Genomic DNA, 16,544 nt, shown 5'->3' on the forward strand with positions numbered 1-16,544 from the left:
CGCGGTGAGCCAGCATATTTCCCGGCTCGGCGGCCTGCGCGGCCGTTCCCATGGGCACGGAGCGTTCGGCGGGCCGCACCACCAGCGCCTCAGACGCGTCGGGCGCCGCCCGCGCCGGATCGCGATGCTCAGCGTGCACACCTCGCCGCTGCACCAGCCCGGCACCGGTGACGCGGGCGGCATGAACGTCTACATCGTGGAGCTCGCCAAGCGGCTGGCCGCCATCGACATCGAGGTGGAGATCTTCACCCGTGCCACCACCGGCACCCTCCCGCCCGCCGTCGAGCTCGCGCCCGGCGTGCTCGTACGGCATGTGGACGCCGGGCCGTACGAGGGGCTGGCCAAGGAAGACCTCCCGGCCCAGCTGTGCGCGTTCACGCACGGGGTCATGGGGGCCTGGGCAGGTCACCGCCCCGGGTACTACGACCTCGTCCACTCCCACTACTGGCTCTCCGGCCACGTCGGCTGGCTCGCCGCCCAGCGCTGGCGGGTGCCGCTCGTGCACGCCATGCACACCATGGCCAAGGTCAAGAACGCCGCCCTCGCGGAGGGCGACACCCCCGAGCCCGCGGCCCGTGTCATCGGCGAGGAGCAGATCGTCGGGGCCGCCGACCGGCTCATAGCCAACACGGCCGAGGAGGCGGAGGAGCTGCTGCGCCACTACGGCGCGGACCCCGAGCTGGTCGCCGTCGTCCACCCCGGGGTGAACCTCGAACGCTTCCGGCCCGCCGACGGCCGCGCCGCCGCACGCGCCCGCCTGGGTCTGCCGCCCGACGCGCTGATACCCCTGTTCGCGGGGCGCATCCAGCCGCTGAAGGCGCCCGACATCCTGCTGCGAGCGGTCGCTCACCTGCTGGACGAGGAGCCGCGGCTGCGCGAGCGGATCGTCGTCCCGGTGGTCGGCGGGCCGAGCGGCAGCGGGCTGGCGAAGCCGGAGCGGCTGCACAAGCTCGCGGCGCGGCTCGGCGTCAGCGACGTGGTCCGCTTCCGGCCGCCGTGCACGCAGGACGAGCTCGCGGACTGGTACCGGGCGGCGTCGGTGCTGGTCATGCCCTCCTACAACGAGTCGTTCGGGCTGGTGGCGGTCGAGGCCCAGGCCTGCGGTACGCCGGTGATCGCCGCCGAGGTGGGCGGCCTGCCCGTGGCCGTACGGGACGGGCACAGCGGCATCCTGGTGCCCGGCCACGACCCCGCCGACTACGCCCGGGCGCTGCGCCGCTTCTCCGACGACCCCGGGCTGCTGAAACGTTTGAGCAGCGGGGCTGCCCACCACGCCGAGGGCTTCGGCTGGGACAAGGCGGCCGCGGCGACGGCGGACGTCTACGCGGAGGCGATGCGCGGGTACCGTCGCCTACGATCGGTTCATGGGTGACGCCGAGGCCAGGAACGAGACCGCCAGGAACGTGACCGCCGGGAACAAGGCCGCCAGGAACGTGACCGCCAGGGCCGAGACCGCCAGGGCCGTGATCGAGCAGACGCTGCGCGACGCCGAGCTGGCGTGGGAGAGCCCATCCGACGGCACGTACGTGGTCACGCTGCCCGGCACCCGCAAGCTGTCCACGACCTGTTCGCTGCGCCTTGGCAGGCACTCGTTGTCGGTGAACGCCTTCGTCGTCCGCCGCCCGGACGAGAACCATGAGGCCGTGCACCGCTGGCTGCTGGAGCGCAACACCCGCCTGTACGGGATGAGTTACGCGATCGACCAGCTCGGCGACATCTATCTGGTGGGTCGGCTGCCGTTGGCGGCGGTCACGCCGGAGGAGCTGGACCGGGTGCTCGGTACGGTGCTGGAGAACGCCGACGGCAGTTTCAACACGCTGCTGGAGATGGGGTTCGCCAGCGCGATCCGTAAGGAGTACGCGTGGCGTACGGCGCGTGGCGAGTCCACGCGGAACCTGGCGGCGTTCGCCCATCTGACCCGCGAAGCCTGAGCGCTGCGCTCGATCCGCTCATGCACGACCCCTTCCGCCCGCCCCTGCCCCATGGCATCCTCACGCCGTCGCACATCTGAACGCCGTTCACATCCATGGAAGGCGGGCTCATGGACAGCATGGACAAGGGGATCGACCGGAGAAGACTGCTCGGTGGCGCGCTCGGCGCCGCGACGGCCGCGGCGGGCGCCTCGCTGCTCGGCGCCACCTCGGCCACGGCACAGCAAGCAGCCGCACAGGGCACAGCCGCACACAGCACGGCCGCGGAGGGCACAGCCGCACAGGGCGCAGCCGCGCAAGGGGCCGCGGGGTCCGGCACCTCGGCCCTGTGGCGGGAGTTCCGCGCCGCCCCGTACACCCACCCCCAGATCCCCTACGTCGGCCGGGCCGGCTTCCGAGGCGGGCGCGCGGACTTCCCGCGCTACCCGGTCGTCGCCGACGTCCGCGCGTACGGCGCCAAGCCGGACGGCTCGGCCGACGCCGCCCCCGCGATCAACCGCGCCATCGCCGACGCGGGCCGGCGGGGCGGCGGCACGGTCCTGGTGCCGCCCGGCACGTACCGCGTGGACGACGTCATCCGCGTCGGCCACGACAACGTCGTCCTGCGCGGCGCGGGGAGCGGCCGCACCACCCTGCACGCCACCCGCAACCTCACCGAGCTGATCGGCCCGTACGGCAGCCGGTACGGCGGCGACAAGTCCTCCTGGTCCTGGGCGGGCGGCCTGATCTGGATCTGCCCGACCGACCGCTGGCGGACCCTCACCGACGCGATCAAGGCGCAGGCCTGGCCCTTCGAGGGCTGGACCGGCAACAAGCGCGACGAGTGGCACACCCTCACCGCCGTCACCGGCTCCGCCCGGCGCGGCGACTGGACCGTCACCGTCGCGGACACCTCCCGGCTGCGCCGCGGCGACCGCGTCCTGCTTCAGCTCAGCGACGACGGGGACCACACCCTGCTGCGCCACATGGCCGGAGACGCCGAGGGCGCCGCCGACTACGTCTGGACCGACAAGACCAAGCTGACCTCGTACGTCCCGTACGAGTGGCCCTGCCGGATCACCGCCGTCGACGCCCGCCGCCGCCGGGTCACCCTCGACCGCCCCCTCCCGCTCGACGCCCGGCCCGCCTGGCAGCCGCGGCTGACCACCCTGGTCAAGGGCGTCGTCGGCGCCGGCGTCGAGGGCGTCACCCTCGACATCGTCGAGACCCCGCAGGCGCAGCACCTGCTCGACAAGGGATACAACGGCGTGGCGCTGCAGTGCGCATGGGACTGCTGGGTCGACGACGTGACCGTCAACAACGCCGACAACGGCTTCCTGCTGGTCGCGGCGAAGGCCTGCACGCTCAGCCGGGTACGGGTCTCCGGCCGCGGCAGCCACCACCCGTTCTGCTGCCGCGAGGGCTCCCACGACAACCTCATCGAGGACTTCGTGCTCAGCGAGCGCACGGTCCCGGCCCCCGCGGGGACGCAGCTGCACGGGATCAACGTCGAGGGCCTGTCCAGCTACAACGTCTGGTCGCGCGGGCGCATGGAGACGGGCACCTTCGACACCCACCGCGGGATGCCCTTCGCCAACGTCCGCACCGACATCACCGTGAACAACACCGGGCGGCACGGCGGCGACGCGAGCGCGGGTCCCCTGTACGGCGCGCGGTTCAGCCACTGGAACGTCACCGTCACCAACCAGCGCGCGGGCCTGATCAAGATCGACGGGATCGCCCCGTACAGCGCGACGGCCGGGATCAGCGAGGTCCGCGAGTTCGACCAGATCGACGTCCCGGACTTCACCGGCCCGCTCCACTCCCGCATCGAGTCCTACGGCCACCCCGAGGCGCTGCGCCCCCGCAACCTCTACGAGGCACAGCGCGACCTGGACTGCTGAGCGGGGGCCAACGGCACCCCCAAGTCGCTCCGAATTTCCCGCGGTTCACGGTGAAGAATCGCGTCCCCTGAGGCCTCTTTATGGTGAACCGGTCACCGACCGGGAAGCATCAAAGGGGACAAGATGGGGGCCGGGTATGAGTGACGCGGTCGAAGAGGCTACGGGCGGCGAGGAGTTCGAGGACTTCGAAGATTTCTACGCCCGCACCTATCCCTGGCTCGCCGCCCGCGCGGTGATGCTCAGCGGCAATCGGCAGAACGCAGAGGACGCCGTCCAGGAGGCGTTCATCGAGGCGATGCGCCGCTGGCCGACCGTGCGGGCGTGCGCCTCGCCGGAGGGGTGGGTCGTGACCACCATGCGCCGCAAACTGTCGCGCGACGGCCGGCGCTGGTGGTTCCGGTGGAAGCCGGTCGAGCTCACCGTACCGGCCGCCACCACCGCCACCGTGGAGGAGACCTCGGAGGCGCTGGCCGCGCTGCGCGCGCTCGGCATGCTGCCGCCGCGCCAGCGCCAGGTGGTCGTGATGCACTCCCTGGAGGGGATGAGCTACGCGGAGATCGGCGCCGAGCTCGGCATCAGCGCCGGGAGCGTCGGCAGCAATCTGCACAAGGCCCGCGCCCGGCTCAGCCTGTTGCTCGACGTCTCCCCGGAGCTCGGCCGGCCCGGAGATTCCCTGGTCCCCGGCGTGAGGACCGACCCACTGTCCACGGCGCTGCGCGGCGCCGCCGCGTGGCTGCTGGACGGGCTGCTCGGGGACGCGCGCACCCGGGACCGGCTGCGCACGGGTCCGCCCGCCCGGCCCGACGGACCTCACGACCGCGACGCCCGGGACAACCGGAGGCGGAGATGATCGCCGCCGCCATCGCCGCCGCCCGCGCCGTGCTGGCCCTGGTGCTGCTGGTCGCCTTCTACGCCCTGGTCGCGCTCCTGGTCCTGGTGTGGCTGGCCTTCCTGGTGCTGGGGCTGTGGGCCGCCGGGGCGCCGGGGAGCACGGCACCGCCCACCAGCGTCATTCTGGCCTGCGCCGCGTTCGCGCCGATCCTGGCGGGCATGGTGTGGGCGGTGGTGCGCACCGCGCGGCCCGCCGCGCCGCTGGAGAACACGGTGTGGGTGAGCCGCCGCAGGGCGCCCGCGTTATGGGCGGCGGTCGAGGAGCTGGCCGAGGGCGTGGGCACCGCCCCGCCGGACGCCATCCGGCTGACCGCAGAGGTCAACGCCTCCGTCACCGAGGACGCCGCGTTCCTCGGTCTGGTGCCCGGCCGCCGCACCCTCTACCTCGGCCTGCCCCTGGTGGTGGGCCTGCCGCCCGCCGAGCTGCGCGCGGTGCTCGCGCACGAACTGGGCCACTTCTCCCGCCGCCACAGCCGCTTCGGCGCCCTCGCCTACCGCGGCTCGGCTGGGCTGGCGGCCGCCTGCGAGGCGATCCGGAGCGCGGCGGCGGCCAACGACCTGGTGCGGATGTACGCGGGTGGGCCGCTGCTGCTGCTCCACGGCTACACGCGCGTCTTCCGCCGGCTCACCCGGCCGGTCCGGCGGCGCCAGGAGATCGAGGCCGACCGCGAGGCCGCCCGGGCGGCCGGGGCGCGGACCGTCGCCGACGCCCTGCGCTCCGCGGCCGCGCTGGAGGTGGCCTGGCTGGAGTTCGTCGCGGGTTTCCTCACCCCCGTACGCCGGGCCGAGGGCCGGGTACCGGACGATCCGTTCCGCGCCTTCGCCCACATGGTCGAGGCCCCCGAGCTGCGAGAGCCGTTCGCGGCGCTCCGGGCGCGGGCCGCCGAGCGGCCCGCCGACCGCGACGACCCGCACCCCGACCTGGCCACCCGCCTGAGCCACCTGGCCCGCCTCCCCGACCAGCCCGCTGGGACCGCCGGGGGCGGCGGTATGGCCGAGCCCCTCGACGTGCCGTCGGGGTACGCGGCCGAGCTGGGCCGCAGGCTGCACCCCGGCCCGCACCATGGCCCGCGTACGGCGCCGACCATGCCGTGGCGGGAGTGGCTCGGGCTGCTGGCCGAGCACCGGGCGACGCGGCTGCTGAGGCCGCTGGCGGAGGCGGTCCGTACGGTCGAGGAGGCGGAGGGGATATCCGGGGAGCGGCCCGTGGGGCTGACGATCCAGCGGGTCCTGCGCCTGCTCGACAGCGGACGTCGGATGCCGCTCGCCCGCGCGCTGGGCAGCCGCGTACCGCCCGAGGAGAGGGCCGAGGAGAGGGCCGGGGAGAGCGACGGGGCCGGGCGGGGGCCGTTGGGCCTGCTCGCCGAGGCCCTGTACGTGCTGATCGGGGCGCAGCTGGTGGCGCGGGGAAACGCGCACTGGACGATGAACTGGACCGGCCCCGGCACCCTCGTGCCGCCTGAGGGCATCGCGCCCGAAACGATTCGGGACTGGGCCGACACCGCCGTACGCCAGCCCGGCCAGACCCAGCGGCTCGGCCTGTACGTGGCCGCCCTGGGGGTGGACGAGCAGGCGCCGCTGCCGGGGGAGACGGCGCCGGACCGGGCGAAGGGGACTGGCGAACGGCCTTCCGGGGCTTCCAGGACTGCCAGGCCTTCCAGGGCGCAGATCAGCATCACCCCCCGCGTGGACGCGCCCGCCCAACGGCGCATCTCCGGCATCCGGGTGCTGGCGCTCACCGTGCTGCTGGGGATGACGGCCGTGTCCTGGCTGCTGTGGGCCAACCGCGAGGAGCGGCAATACCCCGGGACGGGGTGGCAGCGGGTGAACCCGACCAGTACCTACGACCCGGCCGCCGGCGGCGCCGGGCTGCCGGGGGAGGTGCCAGGCTCGGGAGGCTACTCGGGCTGGCCGACGACGGGGCCGTCCTATCACCTGCCCACTGCCCCGATCTGGACGCCGGGGACGTTGCTGCGGCCGAGTTTCGACGTCGAGTCCCTGGTGCCCAGGCTCACTCCGTGAACCGCGGGGGCTCAGCCCGCCGCGACGGTGCGATCAGGCCGGGAGCCGCCCCCAACGCGTTCCCCCACGTCTTCCCCCGCACAGTCCCCAGCACCATCCCCCGCACCTTCCTTCTCCGTCCCCGGCCCGACGGCCCGCATCAGCGCCGCGTACCCGGCTGCGGCCAGCGTCCCCACCACCGCGCACGCCGCCCACAGCACATCCGCCCCGTAGCGGTCGATCACCGCGCCGCCCGCCAGCGGGGCGATCAGCGCCGCGAGTGACCAGGAGAGCACGTAGACCCCCTGGTAGCGGCCGCGCCCGTGGGTGGGGGAGAGCCGGGCCACGAGTCCCATCTGGATCGGGGTGTTGATGATCTCGCCGATGGTCCAGACGCACACGGTCAGGGCGTACATCCAGACCGATCCGGCGAAGGCGGTGAGCCCGAAGCCGTAGCCGATCAGCAGCGCGGCGCCGACCAACAGCCGAGTCGGCTCGCGGTGCCGCTCGATGAACCGGGTGACCGGGATCTGCACGGCCACGATCAGCACGCCGTTCACGGCGATCGCCAGCCCGAAGTCCGAACTGGACAGGCCGCTTGCGCCCATGGCCACCGGCAGCCCCACGAACCCCTGCTGGATGAGCGTCGCGACAAGGAACGACAGCGCCACCACGGCCATGAACGACCGGTCGCGCAGCACGGTCCCGAGCCCGGTCTCCGGCTGCCGCGCCCCCGCCGCCCCCGCCGTCCCCTCCCGCGCCGGGCGGGATTCCGGCAGCTTGACGAAGACGACGACGGCGCACAGCAGCGTCATCATCGCCTCGCCCAGGAAGAGCGCCAGATAGCCGTGCTCGGCGATCAGCCCCGCCACCGCCGCGGAGAAGGCGAAGCCGAGGTTGATGGCCCAGTAGTTCAACGAGTAGGCGCGCACGTGGTCCTCGGGGGCGACGATGTCGGCCAGCATGGCCTGCACCGCGGGCCGTGACCCGTTGGTCGCCATGCCGACGAGGAAGGTGACCGAGGCGATGGCGACCGGATGCTCGACGAACCCGAGGACGGCGACGCTGACCGCCGTCGCGCTCTGCGCGATCAGCAGCGTGGGACGCCGCCCCAACCGGTCCGTCATGACCCCGGCACCCAGCGCCGACACCGCCCCGCCCAGCCCGTACAACGCGCCGACCAGACCGGCGTACGTGGCCGAATAGCCGCGGTTCACGGTCAGGTACATGGCAAGGAACGGGGCGACGAAGCCGCCTAACCGGTTCACCAGCGTGGAGGTCCACAGCCACCAGAACGCGCGCGGCAGACCCGAGACACTCTCCTTCGCTGCCTGTGTCAGCCTGGCGACGGACGGTAGGGCGAAGGACATCGGGCGACCCCTGGTGCAAAACGTGACATGTAAGTGGTGCGAGCGGTACCCGCAAGTTACCGACCCCGCCTCCCGCGCGCCACCGGATTGACCGGGTGCGTCCAGCGAGGCGTCCATGCGGGTCAAGTAGGCTCGACGGCATGGCCGACGCACCGTACAAGCTGATCCTCCTCCGCCACGGCGAGAGCGAGTGGAATGCGAAGAACCTGTTCACCGGCTGGGTGGACGTCAACCTCAACGAGAAGGGCGAGAAGGAGGCAGTCCGCGGCGGTGAGCTGCTCAAGGACGCCGGCCTGCTCCCCGACGTGGTCCACACGTCCCTCCAGAAGCGCGCCATCCGCACCGCGCAGCTCGCCCTGGAGGCCGCCGACCGCCACTGGATCCCGGTCCACCGCTCCTGGCGGCTCAACGAGCGCCACTACGGCGCGCTGCAGGGCAAGGACAAGGCCCAGACCCTCGCCGAGTTCGGCGAGGAGCAGTTCATGCTCTGGCGCCGCTCGTACGACACCCCGCCGCCTCCGATCGACGACGACTCCGAGTGGTCGCAGGCCGACGACCCGCGCTACGCGACCATCCCGCCGGAGCTGCGGCCGCGCACCGAGTGCCTCAAGGACGTCGTCGGGCGCATGCTCCCGTACTGGTACGACGGCATCGTCCCGGACCTGCTGGCCGGCCGTACGGTCCTGGTCGCCGCCCACGGAAACTCGCTGCGAGCGCTGGTCAAGCACCTCGACGGCATCTCCGACGCCGACATCGCGGGCCTGAACATCCCCACCGGCATCCCGCTCGCCTACGAGCTCGACGCCGACTTCCGCCCCGTCAAGCCGGGCGGCACCTACCTCGACCCGGAGGCCGCGAAGGCCGCCATCGAGGCGGTCAAGAACCAGGGCAAGAAGAAGTAAGCCGACGCCAGTAAGCCTCCTACCTGCGGTTTCTCCGCGAGTAGGGGGCTTACTGCTGGGCTGGGGCCGTCTCTGGGCCGTCAGGTGCGGGACGGCCCCGGTCACCGACTGCCGTCGCCAGCACCGTTCCAGCGGCGAGGAAGGCGGTCACGATCTTCCCGTCCGGGACCTTCGCCACGTAGAAGTTGGTGGCGCACCGGTCAACAGCGACGACGCCCCGGCCGCTCTCCTCGTCGTCCCCCGCGATGACCTGGACGGGTAGATCCGTCGAGTAGTCGCGCACGTGAACGTGAACACCGCGCGGGCCAGTCACGACGGTCAGATGGCATCGTCCGTCGGTGTGCTTCCAGACGTTGGTCAGGAGCTCGGTGGTCACGAACAGCACTTCGTCCACTACCAGCGCGGAACCCGGAGCGCTGAGGAGGGCACGGAGCAGGCGGCGGACCTCGGCCGGGCTCCTTTCAAGCACTTTTGAGAACCGGCAGGTGTACCGCTGGTGGGAAGCGAGCCCCGGGTCTACGTCGACAGCCATGTGCGTCTGCGGCCTCTCCGGCTGGCCATGAAGGCAAGGAGTAAGTGACAAGTTCGAGTGAACCGTCCCGGCTTGCCCCGCTCCACGGCATCCTTGCGGCACTCTGAACGCACACCGTGCAGGAATGAGGCAGCGGTCCGGGATCGGGCGGGCGCGAAGGGGAGCGGGCGTGGGCCTTGCTGAGCGTCGGAGAAGTCTGGGCTTCGGTCAGGAAGGACTCGCCCACGCCCTCGGCATCGATCGCACGACGGTCTGCCGCTGGGAGAGCGGTAAGACCGTGCCTCAGCCACCGTTACGACCGGACCTCGCCGCGGCACTCCAGCTCGACCTTGCCGAACTCGACGCCCTGCTGGCTCAGCCACGAACCGCCGAGGAGCCCGCAAGCGCGCCGCCCAGCGACCACTACGGCCCGGGGAGCGCCGACGACATGATCCGACGTGAGTTCCTTCGCGTGATAGCCGTGACCGGGGCACTCACCACCGTCCCCACCGACGAGGCCGAAGACCTCGCCGAAAGCCTCCGCCGCGCGTCCTCGCAGGACTTCCTGCGTATGAACGGCCACCTGTGGCAGGTCTACCAACTCGCCCGAACCAAAGGCGCGGTGTATCCGGTCGTGCGCGACCAGCTGTCGAACCTCAACGACGCCTTCTCCGGCCATTCCCAGCCCGAGTTCCGGACCATGTGCGCCGCCGCGAGCGACCTCTTACAACTGGCCGGCGAGTTGTCCTTCGACAGCAACCGGTACACCGAAGCCGCGACCTCCTACACCCTGGCCGCCTCCGCGAGCAGGGACGCAGGCGCATACGACCTCTGGGCCTGTGCTCTCGTACGGCACGCCTACATCGACGTGCACGAACGCCGCTACCAGGAAGCGGCGCACACACTGTCAGCCGCCGAGAAGGTGGCCAGACGCGGCGACCACTCGCTGTCCACCCGCCACTGGGTAGCTGCCGTGCAGGCCGAGGCGTACGCGGGACTTGGCGACCTCAGAGCCTGCGAGCGAGCCCTCGACACCGCCGAAGAGGTCCTGCGCCTGTCCTCCCCGGGCCACAGCAGCGGCTGGCTCCGCTTCGACGGCTCCCGCCTCGCGGAGGCACGCGGCGCCCGCTACACCCAACTGGGACGACTCGACCTGGCCGAGCAAGCACTACAGGGCGCCCTGAAACAACCAGTTCTCGCTCAGGGCCAGTCCTACCGGCGACGGGCAGCCGTCCTGACAGACCTCGCCGCCATCGGCGCCAAGCGCAGCAACACCGACCAGGTCATCACGTACGGCCGTGAAGCCCTGCAACTGGCTCGCCAGTCCGGCTCCGGGTACGTGGCTCGCAAGCTCCTCAGCTTGCGTACTGCTATCAGCCCCCTGGCCCACAACACCCGCGTCGCTGATCTGGCAACCGAGATCGCCGCACTGACCACCCCACGATGAAAGGCAACCGCATGCCCCACCCCGACGGCGCCCGCCTGTTCCGGGAAGCCTGGATCGCCGGCGTACGCAAACACTTCCCAGGAGAGCCCAAGCCCGGCTACGTCACCCCATGGGAGGAAACCCCGGAGTGGGAACGCCAAGCCGCGGGAGCCGTTCACGAACAGGTACGCCAGTTCCTCGACCTCAGCGCCGGCCACGCCACGCGACTCACTCGCGAACAGAAAGGCCGCTTCGTAGCCACCTGCTGGACCGCGCAGATGTACAAGCACTTCGATGCCCCAAAGCCGGGCTACGTCGCAGACTGGCCAGACCTGCCGGACTGGCAGAAGGAAACGGACGCGGACATCTTCGAGGCTATTGAGGATGCTCTTGACTGACCAAAATGCTTCTGGCCGCCGCGCTGGCTCCTCGGCCGCCTTACCATTCGAAGTGTCAAGCATCTCCCGGGACCGGACAGCCGAAGGGAAACGCAAGGCACAAGACATGCCTCCGGCGGGGGCGCTCAGACTCCGGGATGGACCGGGCGCCGTTCGCGAGTGCCGGCCGAATCGTGGCGAGCGTTGTGGGCTCCCATCCCGGCCACCTTCGCCCCAGGCAGAGCCGAGCAGTCGCGGCCCAGGGCGTCAAGGTCGTTCGTACAGTGGCGCGCTCCACCTTGACACCCTGAACCACGCCCGCTCCACGGTGTGTGGGTCGAAGGCGGACGGGATGGGAGCTGGGGTGAATGGTGGGTTGATGTAGCAGGCAAGGGGTGCTAGAGCTGCTTCAGCTCATGAAAAATGGATGGAGGGGGTCAGCGATGGCAGAGCGGGCGTGGGCCACGGCGGGCAAGAAGGACAGTCCCGACCGGAAGTCGCCGGGCCGGGCGCGGCTCACGGGCGTGGCGCTGATCGTGCTGTCTTTGATGTGGGCGGTGCTGAGCTACCTGGCGTTCACGGTGTGGGTGCCAGGCCAACAGGAGCGCTACGAGCACTACCGGGCAGCCGAGCCGTGCCCCGCGCAGGCGACCCCGCAGGAGGTGGCTGCGAAGGACTGCCTCACCACCTGGCACTTCACCGTCACGAAGGCCGAGTCCACGTTCACAGGAAAGGTCACGGCCTACGAGGCGACCCTCAAGGACAAGGGCGACGACTCCTGGCAGAGGGTCGTGCGGTTCAGCGACTCCGGGCCGCTCTTCGACAAGCTGCATCGGGGCGACGAGGTCACCGCGACCGGCTGGCGCCGCGACATCGTCGTCCTCAGCAAGGACGGCGTCCGCCAGAACACCTCCGACGCACCCCGCGACGAGCACCAGGCGAACGCCGCCCTAGGCGTCCTCGTCGCATTCCTCGCGGCCCAGTCGCTGGTATTCGGCGCGGTCCGCCTGGCCAGGCCGACCGCCTACGCGCCCTTCGTCTGGGAGCCGTACGGCAGGTGGTTGGCCTTCACCAACATCTGCGTCGGCGTGGGCGTGGGGGCCGCGTCGGTGTGGCTCGGCATCCCGTGGTGGACTGTGCTCGTGACCGTGCCGGTCGTGGTGTGCGCAGTGATGGTGCGACTCCTGCGCCGGCAGCGGCGCGCGGCGGCGTCCTCGGCGAAGGTGCGGCGGCCGAGGTGGCAACAGGACTCGCGAGTGAGTTCGCGATAGTTCAGAAGTTCCCCCGTGCCACAACCGCGCCAGATCGGGCGGGGACTCACGGGGAACCGCAGCTGCTGACGGTGGCCGAAGCCAGTAGCCGTCGAAGTCGGCATCCCACAGGCCAGACCCCAACACGCCCCACCTCGCTCCTAAAGAGGTTGTAGGAAACGGTGGGCTGTCTGTTGTCAGCCCGCGCTCGTCCATGCATCTGGGCGGGGCACCAGCACTGCGGAGACCACCGTGTGGGACAAGGTCATGACATCGACCACGAATCGCAGGCGCCCGATGCCGAGTAGGCGCAGTGCCGGACCGTGGTCGGCGGCGACGACGAGAGAGACCGCGAGCAGAAGAAGTCGCCACAGGGTCATCACCGGGCGGCGCATTGCGCGGGGCAGCTCCGCCAGGGAGGCGTGCAGTCGCTCGCAGTGGAAAGGGACATGGCGCTGCTCGTCAGACAGGATCCGCCCCGCCACATCCGCAGTGAGCGAGTCGTCGGTGCCATCGCGCAGGACCCGGTAATAGCGCAGCGCCACCACTTCCGCGATCAGCAGCACCAGCAGTTCCATACGTAGGCCCAAGAGACGCCGCAGCCGTACGAAGAGCACGTCGCTCCAGTGCCCAGTCAGAGCCGGTATGCCCCCCGCAGCCAGCAGCCGAGCAAGTAGACGGGCGTGATTCTGTTCCTCGGAGATGAAGAGCCGGACCGCCTGCCCGTAGTCGGCGTCGCCGGCCTGGTCCGCTTTGCCGACGAGGTTGGCGCCGTCACCGTCCTCGCCGACCTGGAAGCGCTGGATGCTGGCCCACACCGCCGGATGCAGCGCCGCGCCTTGCCCCCAGTCCGGATCACCCTGGGCGCGCCTGTACGCGCGCTCGTCCTCGAACCGCTTTGTCCACTTGGCGAAGCCGCCCGCATACACCCGGTCTCCCCTCTCCGGGACACAGCCACCGTGCCCCGGAGAGGGACGACGCAGGCGGACACCAAACCGTTCCACTGCTGCCAGGCGCCCACAGTTCACAGATTCACATGCACGCGCCGCGCGAGAGACCCGCCGGTCCCCTCGTGAACAGCCACTTTCCCAGTGCAGGTTGACATCAGCAGCTGACATCAACGTTGTCGGACAATCATGGATCCAGGTAGTCAGAGGTGGATCAGCCACCGTCCCGGAGCACGACTACGAGCAGGCCACGCGCTCCGTTGATCGAACTCTTAAAGCGGGTGTCGCAGGTTCGAATCCTGCCGGGGCGCAGGAAAAAGGGCCAGCTCAGGAGGGGGTTCCCTCCCAGGCTGGCCCCTCGTCATCCCGGACGCCGGTCCATTCGGAAACACACGGCGCCGGGCCCCGGCTGAGGGGACCCGGCGCCGCGGGTGCTTCATCGTTGCTTACTGAACGTCGACGTAGTCGGCGGTGACGGTGGCGGTGCCGGTGGTGGAGGTGCCGGCGAATGACCAGCGCCAGTAACCATCGGTGGCGGCCTTGACTGTGGTCTTCAGAGCGCCGCCGGTACCCGTGGTCACCGTCTTGACGGTGGTGTAGGTGTTGGTGCCCTTCTTGCGGAACTGCAGTTTCACCGGCTGGCCGGTGTAGCCGGCGTACTTGTAGGTCTCCCAGTTGGCGCGGGTCAGCTTGCCGGTGACACTGAGGGTCTTGCCCTTCTTCACCGGCTCCGGCGAGGCGTTGACCGTCAGCTTGGCGTAGCGCCTGACCTTCACCGTGGCGGCGACGTCCTTGCTGACGTAGTCCCAGTCGTTGCCACTGGCGCTGGCGCGCACCTTCCAGGTTCCGGCCGTGGTGTTGTCTTGAGGGTCGATCCGCGGGTTCATGGTCAAGGTGAAGGTGCAGGTGGTCGTGGTGGTGCTGTGAGCCACGCAGTCACCGGACACGTCGTCGGGGACAACCAGCCCGTAGGGGTCGTCGGGCATTTTCTGGCCGGGCCCGTGCCACAGCACGGGGAAGGTGTAGTTCTCCTTGATGCCCGAGTTGTCGGTGGCGGTCACCGCGATGGTGAAGGTCTTCGGGTTCGTGGTGCCCAGGACGATGTTGGACCCGCCGTTGACGACCACCTTGGTGATTTCGGTGTCGCCCACGGCCTCATCCGCCTGGGCGGCGCCTGGAACAACGAACGCGGACAGGGCCAGGGCGCTGGCAACGGCGGCCACGGTGGCGCGCTTACGCATAAGTGTGTTCCCCCCACACTCTGGTGGTCCCGGGACGTCCGGGACCAAAACCGGCGAGGCGCATCCGACGCAGGGGAGGCCAGCTCATCCGGGTAAAGGCGGCCTCATCCGCTCGGCGGCACGGACGGCACCGAAGATGACTGCCGAACCCCCGGAATGGTTGCACCGGAAGGAAACCCAAGCACACCCGCGAGCGCGGGAGGTGCCCATCAGCTCATAGGCCGCCGGGCCGTTATCCGGGCCGTCCCTGGGCCGTCCGAGGTCGCTCAACAGTGGCCAATGATGACCAGCGACGACCGTTCCGCCGCTCATGAACACCGCTCTGAGCAGCGAAAACCCAGCTCACCAAGATCCCCGGTAACACCCAGGGCAAGAAGAAGTAGGACGCACGTCTCACCAGACGCCGAAGGGTCTTCGACCGGGTGCCGGCCGAAGACCCCTTCGCTGTTCGCTGTGAGCTACGGGAACTCAGCCGCAGTTGCCGCCGCACGAGCAGGAGCCGCCGGACTGGCAGCCGCAGGAGCAGCCGGAGCCGCAGCCGCAGGCGCCGAGGAGGGGCAGCGGGGGGCGGTGTTCGGCGGCCGGCCGGGTGGGGTCGGCGGGGGTGGGAGTCGGGAAGTCGGCCATGAGTCGCCTCCTGGGAGGTCTTCGGGAGGGGTCAGCTCCTGCCCATGGTGCCGGTCCTCCGGCCCCCGCCCGTAGCGGCGCATGGACGGCGCGCGGATGCACGGGTCCCGCCGTGCGGCGGGCGCGTGCCCGGCGTGTGAGGGCGCGCCGGGACGCCCTCGCGCCCCTGGGCAGGCCCTGCACACGCCCCTGGGTAGCGCCTGGACTAGCCCTGGGCACCCCCTCGGGCGCCACAGGGCCGACGGTCACGCCCCCTCCGGCCGTCACAGCGACGGTCACGCTCCTCGGGTGCCACAGGGCCGACGGTCACGCCCCCTCGGGCGCCTCCGTCTGCTGTGCGATCTCGTCGGCGTGCTCCCCGGTGACCAGGTACACCACGCGCTTGGCCACCGAGACCGCGTGGTCGGCGAACCGCTCGTAGTAGCGGCCCAGCAGCGTCACATCGACGGCCGTCTCTATGCCGTGCTTCCAGCGGTCGTCCATCAGGTGCTGGAAGAGGGTGCGGTGCAGCAGGTCCATCGCGTCGTCGTCCTCCTCCAGCTGCAGCGCGAGGTCGACGTCCTTGGTGATGATCACCTCGGCGGCCTTGGCCATCAGCCGCTGCGCGAGCTGGCCCATCTCCAGGATGGTCGCGTTCAAGTCACGCGGAACGGCCGAGTCCGGGAAGCGGAGCCGGGCGAGCTTGGCTACGTGCTGGGCGAGGTCGCCGGACCGCTCCAGGTCGGCGCTCATCCGCAGGCTGGTCACCACTATCCGCAGATCCGTGGCCACCGGCTGCTGCCGGGCCAGCAGCGTGATCGCCCGCGCCTCCAGGTCGCGCTGCAGGTTGTCGACCTTCTCATCGGCGGCGATGACGCTCTCGGCGAGCTTGAGGTCCGCGTCGAGTATCGCCGTGGTCGCTCGACCGATTGCCGAGCCGACCAGCCGGGCCATGTCGACCAGGCCCTCCCCGATCGAATCGAGCTCCTCATGGTAAGCGTCCCGCATCACTGACCTTCTCTCGCTGGTTGTCGCTGTTGACTCTCGGTGGACTCGTGACTCGCCGCCCCCCAGGCTTCCACGTTCCGGCTGAAACGCGTCGGGCTCCGGCATCCGGAGTGAACCGCTACTGACTCCCCGGTGAACTCTGGGAAACGTCTCCCCGAGGGTGCCCGTCTGGGGCTGTGGAGCTGTCTCGTGGCACGCAT

15 protein-coding genes are annotated in these 16,544 nt (G+C 70.7%); 9 read left to right on the top strand and 6 right to left on the bottom strand.

All coding sequences use genetic code 11. From position 1 onward, the window contains the following. Positions 1-4: 4 nt before the first annotated feature. From mshA to ACWY4P_RS29175, 5 genes are all read left to right on the top strand, one after another. Entirely contained in the window at positions 5-1,372 is a 1,368-nt protein-coding gene (mshA, locus tag ACWY4P_RS29155; RefSeq protein ID WP_456203303.1) for a D-inositol-3-phosphate glycosyltransferase, read from the top strand. Beyond that, positions 1,365-1,931 (top strand): YbjN domain-containing protein, encoded by a 567-nt coding sequence (locus tag ACWY4P_RS29160; protein WP_456203304.1) that lies wholly within the window; start codon positions 1,365-1,367, stop codon positions 1,929-1,931. The genes mshA and ACWY4P_RS29160 overlap by 8 nt, the downstream gene beginning before the upstream one ends. Before the next feature lie 95 nt (positions 1,932-2,026). After that, positions 2,027-3,814: a glycosyl hydrolase family 28-related protein gene (locus ACWY4P_RS29165; RefSeq protein ID WP_456203305.1), complete on the top strand. Its 1,788-nt coding sequence runs from the start codon at positions 2,027-2,029 to the stop codon at positions 3,812-3,814. Between the two features lie 136 nt (positions 3,815-3,950). After that, the gene (locus tag ACWY4P_RS29170; RefSeq protein WP_456203306.1) at positions 3,951-4,664 is read left to right on the top strand and encodes an RNA polymerase sigma factor; all 714 of its coding nucleotides are present in this window, start codon (positions 3,951-3,953) and stop codon (positions 4,662-4,664) included. Then, positions 4,661-6,727: a M48 family metallopeptidase gene (locus tag ACWY4P_RS29175; RefSeq protein ID WP_456203307.1), complete on the top strand. Its 2,067-nt coding sequence runs from the start codon at positions 4,661-4,663 to the stop codon at positions 6,725-6,727. Before ACWY4P_RS29170 ends, ACWY4P_RS29175 begins: the two co-directional genes overlap by 4 nt. An 11-nt stretch (positions 6,728-6,738) precedes the next feature. On the opposite strand, the gene ACWY4P_RS29180 is transcribed toward ACWY4P_RS29175, so the two are convergent. Next, entirely contained in the window at positions 6,739-8,076 is a 1,338-nt protein-coding gene (locus ACWY4P_RS29180) for an MDR family MFS transporter (protein ID WP_456203308.1), read from the bottom strand. A gap of 140 nt (positions 8,077-8,216) precedes the next feature. On the opposite strand from ACWY4P_RS29180, the gene ACWY4P_RS29185 reads away from it, so the two are divergent. Next, positions 8,217-8,978: a phosphoglyceromutase gene (locus tag ACWY4P_RS29185; RefSeq protein ID WP_456203309.1), complete on the top strand. Its 762-nt coding sequence runs from the start codon at positions 8,217-8,219 to the stop codon at positions 8,976-8,978. Between the two features lie 49 nt (positions 8,979-9,027). On the opposite strand, the gene ACWY4P_RS29190 is transcribed toward ACWY4P_RS29185, so the two are convergent. Further along, the gene (locus ACWY4P_RS29190) at positions 9,028-9,510 is read right to left on the bottom strand and encodes an ATP-binding protein (RefSeq protein ID WP_456203310.1); all 483 of its coding nucleotides are present in this window, start codon (positions 9,508-9,510) and stop codon (positions 9,028-9,030) included. A gap of 169 nt (positions 9,511-9,679) precedes the next feature. Here ACWY4P_RS29190 and ACWY4P_RS29195 point away from each other — a divergent pair, with 169 nt between their 5' ends. From ACWY4P_RS29195 to ACWY4P_RS29205, 3 genes are all read left to right on the top strand, one after another. Next, positions 9,680-10,936: a helix-turn-helix domain-containing protein gene (locus ACWY4P_RS29195; protein ID WP_456203311.1), complete on the top strand. Its 1,257-nt coding sequence runs from the start codon at positions 9,680-9,682 to the stop codon at positions 10,934-10,936. 11 nt (positions 10,937-10,947) lie between these two features. Beyond that, entirely contained in the window at positions 10,948-11,313 is a 366-nt protein-coding gene (locus tag ACWY4P_RS29200) for a hypothetical protein (RefSeq protein ID WP_456213091.1), read from the top strand. Positions 11,314-11,735: 422 nt separating this feature from the next. After that, positions 11,736-12,563: a hypothetical protein gene (locus tag ACWY4P_RS29205; RefSeq protein ID WP_456203312.1), complete on the top strand. Its 828-nt coding sequence runs from the start codon at positions 11,736-11,738 to the stop codon at positions 12,561-12,563. A gap of 176 nt (positions 12,564-12,739) precedes the next feature. Here the strand turns inward: ACWY4P_RS29205 and ACWY4P_RS29210 are convergent, their stop codons facing one another. The 4 genes from ACWY4P_RS29210 to phoU form a co-directional block, all read right to left on the bottom strand. Beyond that, on the bottom strand, positions 12,740-13,471 hold the full coding sequence (locus ACWY4P_RS29210) for a ferritin-like domain-containing protein (protein ID WP_456203313.1): 732 nt from the start codon (positions 13,469-13,471) through the stop codon (positions 12,740-12,742). 464 nt (positions 13,472-13,935) lie between these two features. After that, a complete protein-coding gene (locus tag ACWY4P_RS29215; RefSeq protein ID WP_456203314.1) occupies positions 13,936-14,730 on the bottom strand; it encodes a calcium-binding protein in 795 nt (264 codons plus the stop codon). Between the two features lie 468 nt (positions 14,731-15,198). Beyond that, positions 15,199-15,357 carry a hypothetical protein gene (locus ACWY4P_RS29220; RefSeq protein WP_319689246.1) on the bottom strand — a complete coding sequence of 53 codons (159 nt, stop codon included), beginning with the start codon at positions 15,355-15,357 and terminating at the stop codon, positions 15,199-15,201. Between the two features lie 306 nt (positions 15,358-15,663). Beyond that, positions 15,664-16,344, bottom strand: coding sequence for a phosphate signaling complex protein PhoU (gene phoU, locus ACWY4P_RS29225; protein ID WP_456203315.1), 681 nt, complete (start codon positions 16,342-16,344; stop codon positions 15,664-15,666). Between the last annotated feature and the right edge of the window lie 200 nt (positions 16,345-16,544).

It is taken from the genome of Streptomyces sp. LZ34, from assembly GCF_053890475.1.

Bases quoted from the DNA above. Each gene is read 5' to 3' on its own strand.
- ACWY4P_RS29185 (WP_456203309.1), top strand. From the start codon at position 8,217: ATGGCCGACGCACCGTACAAGCTGATCCTCCTCCGCCACGGCGAGAGC.
- ACWY4P_RS29175 (WP_456203307.1), top strand. From the start codon at position 4,661: ATGATCGCCGCCGCCATCGCCGCCGCCCGCGCCGTGCTGGCCCTGGTG.
- ACWY4P_RS29200 (WP_456213091.1), top strand. From the start codon at position 10,948: ATGCCCCACCCCGACGGCGCCCGCCTGTTCCGGGAAGCCTGGATCGCC.
- ACWY4P_RS29160 (WP_456203304.1), top strand. From the start codon at position 1,365: ATGGGTGACGCCGAGGCCAGGAACGAGACCGCCAGGAACGTGACCGCC.
- ACWY4P_RS29180 (WP_456203308.1), bottom strand. From the start codon at position 8,076: ATGTCCTTCGCCCTACCGTCCGTCGCCAGGCTGACACAGGCAGCGAAG.
- ACWY4P_RS29215 (WP_456203314.1), bottom strand. From the start codon at position 14,730: ATGCGTAAGCGCGCCACCGTGGCCGCCGTTGCCAGCGCCCTGGCCCTG.
- ACWY4P_RS29170 (WP_456203306.1), top strand. From the start codon at position 3,951: ATGAGTGACGCGGTCGAAGAGGCTACGGGCGGCGAGGAGTTCGAGGAC.
- ACWY4P_RS29205 (WP_456203312.1), top strand. From the start codon at position 11,736: ATGGCAGAGCGGGCGTGGGCCACGGCGGGCAAGAAGGACAGTCCCGAC.
- phoU (WP_456203315.1), bottom strand. From the start codon at position 16,344: ATGCGGGACGCTTACCATGAGGAGCTCGATTCGATCGGGGAGGGCCTG.
- ACWY4P_RS29165 (WP_456203305.1), top strand. From the start codon at position 2,027: ATGGAAGGCGGGCTCATGGACAGCATGGACAAGGGGATCGACCGGAGA.
- ACWY4P_RS29190 (WP_456203310.1), bottom strand. From the start codon at position 9,510: ATGGCTGTCGACGTAGACCCGGGGCTCGCTTCCCACCAGCGGTACACC.
- ACWY4P_RS29220 (WP_319689246.1), bottom strand. From the start codon at position 15,357: ATGGCCGACTTCCCGACTCCCACCCCCGCCGACCCCACCCGGCCGGCC.